Annotated in this window: 3 protein-coding genes; all 3 read left to right on the top strand. The window is 33.2% G+C overall.

Annotated features, from left to right (window positions below):
• Positions 1-881: 881 nt before the first annotated feature.
• Positions 882-3,467, top strand: coding sequence for a TonB-dependent receptor domain-containing protein (locus LS73_RS09615; protein WP_034558675.1), 2,586 nt, complete (start codon positions 882-884; stop codon positions 3,465-3,467).
• Positions 3,468-3,721: 254 nt separating this feature from the next.
• A complete protein-coding gene (locus LS73_RS09610) occupies positions 3,722-4,549 on the top strand; it encodes a purine nucleoside phosphorylase YfiH/LACC1 family protein (RefSeq protein WP_081955621.1) in 828 nt (275 codons plus the stop codon).
• 72 nt (positions 4,550-4,621) lie between these two features.
• Entirely contained in the window at positions 4,622-5,134 is a 513-nt protein-coding gene (locus tag LS73_RS09605) for a methylated-DNA--[protein]-cysteine S-methyltransferase (RefSeq protein ID WP_034558672.1), read from the top strand.
• The last annotated feature ends 442 nt before the right edge of the window (positions 5,135-5,576 follow it).

Raw genomic sequence — 5,576 nt, 5'->3', positions numbered from 1 at the left:
ATTGCCCTAACAATAAAAGCCAATATTAGCCCATAAATTGTCTCATTTTCTAAATATTCCTTAATGCTTGTTTTTGGTATTTTTGATTGATATGATTCTCTTATGCAAATCAATTAAACTTGCCATTTTAACAAGTAGATCTTCTTTTTAAGATTTTAGCTTTGCTCGCACGAGCGAAACTCTTGCCCACACTTGCAAACATGACAAAAAGAGCTAGCCACCACACAATGACAAGATGAGGAAACACCTAAGACATGACGATTACCTTATCATATTGAGATTTTTGCGTAAGCAAAACAAAATATCTCCCTTTTAAGATTCTTAACTGTGCTCAATATGACAAGCCATGTATTCAGAGCGACAATACATCTTGTCTTAAGCCCTCTTTTGTAATGTCTTAAGGAGCGAAGCAACTTAAGAATCTCCCTACTACTCCTATGAGATTCTTCGCTTTATTTATTGCTCAAGAAAAGAAGAAATGATAGAAAATAAAGGGTAAGAAAGTGCTCTAATAAATATTAGACTTTTTGCATATAATGCAAATCGCCTAAATGGATATAAAGCAATTTATCTGCCTTTTAAAGCTTTAAGAGTTATCTTGCTTAAAAGCCTTGATAAAACGACAAATCTTATCATTTCGACTTTAATCATCATATCTTTGCCATTATGAAAATTCACCATAAAGTCTAAAGTATAAATGTTCAAGCTAAATAAATTTATTCAATATTTATTTAATATCAGAATCGCATTATATATATAATAATGAAAACAATATGCTAATAATTTATAAAAACATTATAATAATATAGTATCAATGTTATTTAATTCATATTTAATAGATATAATTATCATTTTATAAATTATATTAATTAGGAGGTTTTATGATAAATAACAACCAAAAAAAAACACTTTCAACAAAGGTGAAAATAGTGGGGGGGGGGTGTTATATGCATCAGTATAAACAAATAACCCTTAAGTTTCAAGCATTTCTATGTCTGGCTTTTATATCTCAAGCATTAGTAAGCGCAAATCAACCTAATCTAATAAATGAACAAAACATACAAACACAAAGCCAATCAAATACACAGCAACTCAAGCAAAATAATGCTAGTGCATCTAGCATAGAGCAAATCAAGCTAGCCAAAGCCGATGACACAAAGAGTGAATCTAAACCGCAAGATAGTAGTCCAAACACAAGTGACAATACAGACTATACAGGCGAGCCTAGATCTGCTCATAGATTAGATTCTGTTGTTACTACAGCTGGAGGGTTCGCTCAAAATCTTACATTAGCTCCAGCAAGCATTAGCGTAGTAGATCCAAAGGACATTCTAACGCGCCCCGTGCGTGATATTGCCGAGGCTATATCCTTGGTGCCGGGTGTAGATATTGATAATGGAGTAGGTAAAACAGGTGGATATGGAATCTCAATTCGAGGTATGGGGCAGGCTTATACTTTGATACTAGTTGATGGCAAAAGGATTAATGGCAGCTCGCAAGATTCCACATTTCCAAATGGCTTTGGAGAATCTATTACAAGCTTTATGCCACCAATAACAGCTATTGAGAGAATTGAGGTTATTCGTGGTCCAGCTTCTACACTCTATGGTAGCGATGCCATAGGTGGTGTAGTAAATATCATTACTAAAAAGAACTTTGATAAATGGGGTGCTAGTGTAACTTATGACTATACACTCCAAGAAAGTCCTAAATTCGGCAATTCTCAATCTATATCTATTTTTACCGCCGGTCCCTTAAATCAAGCTAAAAGCTTTGGACTAATGCTTAGGGGACGACAATATACTAGAGATTTCGTGCCTGCAACCGATTTAGAGACATTTAGAACATCTAGCGGAACAGCTGGACAAGCAGTAAGAAATACTATAGTAGGCTTAGCCATGGGTAAAATATGGAATCTTGGTGGTAGATTACTATGGAATGATGGCAAAGATCCAAAAGAATCTTCATGGAGTAATTCTAAACATAGTGCGTATTTAGATATAGACTTTGGACATCAAATATATGATAACTCCACAGGGCTACTAGGCTCATATAACAAGAATGGAAACATTCAGCCACCAGAAGCACAGAGTGGCTATACTAGTAAATATAATATCTATCGAGCAAATGTAATTGCTAATCATGATGCAACTTTTTTAGATACAGATGAAGGATTAATGCGAAAATTTATCATGAATAACTCTATTCAATACAACATAACAGGTAATCCTAATAGATATATTACAAAAGATTCTATTCCAAATAATACCAACAATGACCAAGTCGTTAATGGTTTTAGAAGTGGAGATTCTAGGGATATTACTAATCATGATTTTATAATTGATCATAAGACAAATATATTTTTCCATTTTGGAGATAAATTTGGCGCAAAAACTTCCTTTGGTGCTAGATATTGGCTAAATGTTTTTAAAGATAACCTACTAGCAATAGGTGGAGCCAAAACACAAATTTATCAACACATAGGAGCATTATTTGCAGAATCTGAATTTGCCCTTTGGGACGATTTATTTATAACTGTTGGTGCTAGGGGGAATTTTAATTCAAAGTTTGGAGCAAATATATCGCCTAGATTATATCTAGCATATAATGCAATTGATGAGTGGCTAACCATTAAAGGCGGGGTTTCTACCGGATATAAGACACCAGCACTAAGTGATTTAACACCCGGCACAGTGGGGCTAACAAGACAAGGAAGAGTCCCAATCTTTGGTAATCCAGACCTAAAACCAGAATCAAGTATCAATTATGAGCTTTCATTCCTTAGTGATAATGATTATTTTAATGCTTCTTTGACTGGGTTTTTCATTGACTTTAATGATAAAATCGTTAGCACAGGCATAATACAAAATGGTCAATTTGTTCCGGGAGCAAATGTTACATGTAGTAGCACTGATGGCTGCCAATCTAGGATTAATGCACAAAGGGCTATTAGCTATGGCTTTGAAATATATGGCGCGTTAAATCCAATTGATGTAGGCTATGGTGAAATTACCCTAAATGCTGCATATACGCTAAATCAAACTAAAATCATAGAGGGTAAAACAGGCAGAGGACAGCAATTAACAGATGTGCCTTTGCATAACTTCAATGCAGCTATATTTTGGAATACACAGAAGTTTGGGGTATTTATAAGAGGAGAGTTTAAGGCGGGGCATCATAGGGGGCTATATCGCACAGCTAGTGGAAATGCCGATGCAGATAAGCAAATAGCAGTGCTTGGAGAATTCTTTAAACCTTATTATTTGGTGCATTTAGGAGCTAATGTTAATATCACTAAAGGCTTGCGTGTGAATCTTGGAATCTACAATCTATTTAATTTTAACTTTGTTGATTTTCAGCCAGTCTCTGGGCTTGGAACCAATAATATGACAACAACTTTCTTTAATAACTATAACTATATAAGAGAAGGAAGGAGATATTATTTATCAGCTACTTATGAGTTTTAGAATGTTGTAACTCATTCATTTTAAAAGTAAATACTTTAGCCTTGCTTGCCAACATCACATAATAGAAATATTTATGATTGGCTCTAATAACAAAAAGCAAACGAATTTTCTTTAGTAAAAGAAAATCTCAATCTAACAAAGTTAAATAAAATTAAGGAGTAATTGAGTTAATTGTGATATAAAATCAAAGTTAACAAAACAAGCGAAGCGCAGTTTCTATGCGAAGCTGGAAAAGCAAACAAACAAGGGAAGATATGAATATAAATACATTCTACTCTAGCAAAAATAGCGAGTTATTTCAAAATGATTCAATACATTTCATTCTGACAAATAGAGCATTAAACCAATATAAAGCAAATTATAGCGCAGCAATTTCAGAGAATCCAAGCACAAAAAAGCCACTATACAACAATCTAAACCTAGCTTATCATGTAGGAGATGTAAAGACAAATGTAACAAAAAATAGACAAGCAATTATGCAAGCATACTATCCAAATAAAACACTATTATATCTCAATCAAATACATTCCTCAAATATCATTCAAGTAAAGCCTAGTGAAATTGCAAATGTAGATGAAATACTGCTAGGTAATGCTGATGGCATTATATGTGATTCAAAAGATTTTGTTTGTTTAATTATGGTTGCAGATTGTAATCCCATACTGCTATATTGCCCTATAAGAAATGTCTTCGCCCTATTACATGCAGGGAGATTAGGAGTAACACAAAAAATCTTAACACATAGCATAAAGATATTAAATGAACAATATGGAGTATTACAAAAAGATATTAAGGTTTTTATAGGAGCTTCAATAAGAGAATGTTGCTATGAAATAGGGCTAGACATAGCGCGGCAAATATCGCTAAATTTTGGAGAAAAGTATCTATTACAAGGTAGGGAATCTAATAGCAATCCTAGATTAAATATGATTGCAATGCTTTATGATGAGATGTTTGAATGTGGAATTTTGTTGCAAAATATAGAGATTTTTCCCATTTGCTCATGCTGCAATAAAGAATACTTTTCATATCGTAGAGATGGGATAACGGGTCGATTTGGACTACTTGCATGTCTCAAATAAATCCAGAATTTTATAAGAGATTATATATAATCATTACCTACAAAATAGCATTATATAAAACTAAGGAATATTATGATTTATAGACATTATAACTCTCCTTTTGGGGATATGATTATACTAAGCAAAAATGAGAATCTAGTTGGTTTATACTTCCAGACACAAAAAGAATTTAAAAAAATACAAGACACATATGAAGCATATAAACCATACAAACATGGAGTGCTAGATGTGTTTGAGCAAACAAAGCAATGGTTGGATATATATTTTTTAGGAGATTTGCCAACTTTTACACCCGGCTTAGAGCTAGATTCCACACCATTTAGATTAAGAGTATGGGAAATATTACAAACAATAAAAAAAGGGGAAGTTATTACATATAAGGATATTGCTAAAATCATAGCAAAAGAGAAAAATATACCCAATATGTCCGCACAAGCAGTAGGAGGTGCAGTAGGGTCTAATCCTATTTGCATTATCATTCCATGTCATCGCGTAATTGGTTCAAACAATAGTCTAGTAGGCTATGCAGGTGGTGTTGACATAAAAAGAAAACTATTAGAGTTAGAGGGGATAAAGATTGATTAGTAACTTTAGAATCTAAAGCTTTATCTTTGTAATTCTAAACAGATATAAAGCTAACAAATATCTAAAGCTATCTATCTTTGATTATTCAATAGATATTTTATAAAATCTTTAAAGTTTAGCAAAAGCCCATTTAGCAAGTCAAAATATAGCAAATAACAAAGCAATCTAGTCTTTATTATTTGCCATATTGAGCAAATTAAAGCTATAAGGCTTACTACTTGAATTACTCCCACTTAAAGGCTGTGAGAGATAGCAAACTAAAGCCAAATATTGCAAGATAAGTATTGCAAGCTAGCTAATAAGTTTTTTGCTTAGAATCCAAAGTTTAGAATCAAAATAAACCCAACTACCCCCAACTCAAAACAAGCGAAGCGAAGTTTCTATGCGAAGCTGGAAAAACAAGCGAAGCGAAGTTTCTATGCGAAGCTGGAAAAACAAGCGA

Origin of the sequence: Helicobacter muridarum (genome assembly GCF_000765805.2) — a bacterium.
In the GTDB taxonomy this organism is placed as follows: Bacteria; Campylobacterota; Campylobacteria; order Campylobacterales; family Helicobacteraceae; genus Helicobacter_A; species Helicobacter_A muridarum.
This window is presented reverse-complemented; position numbering and strand designations above follow the sequence as displayed.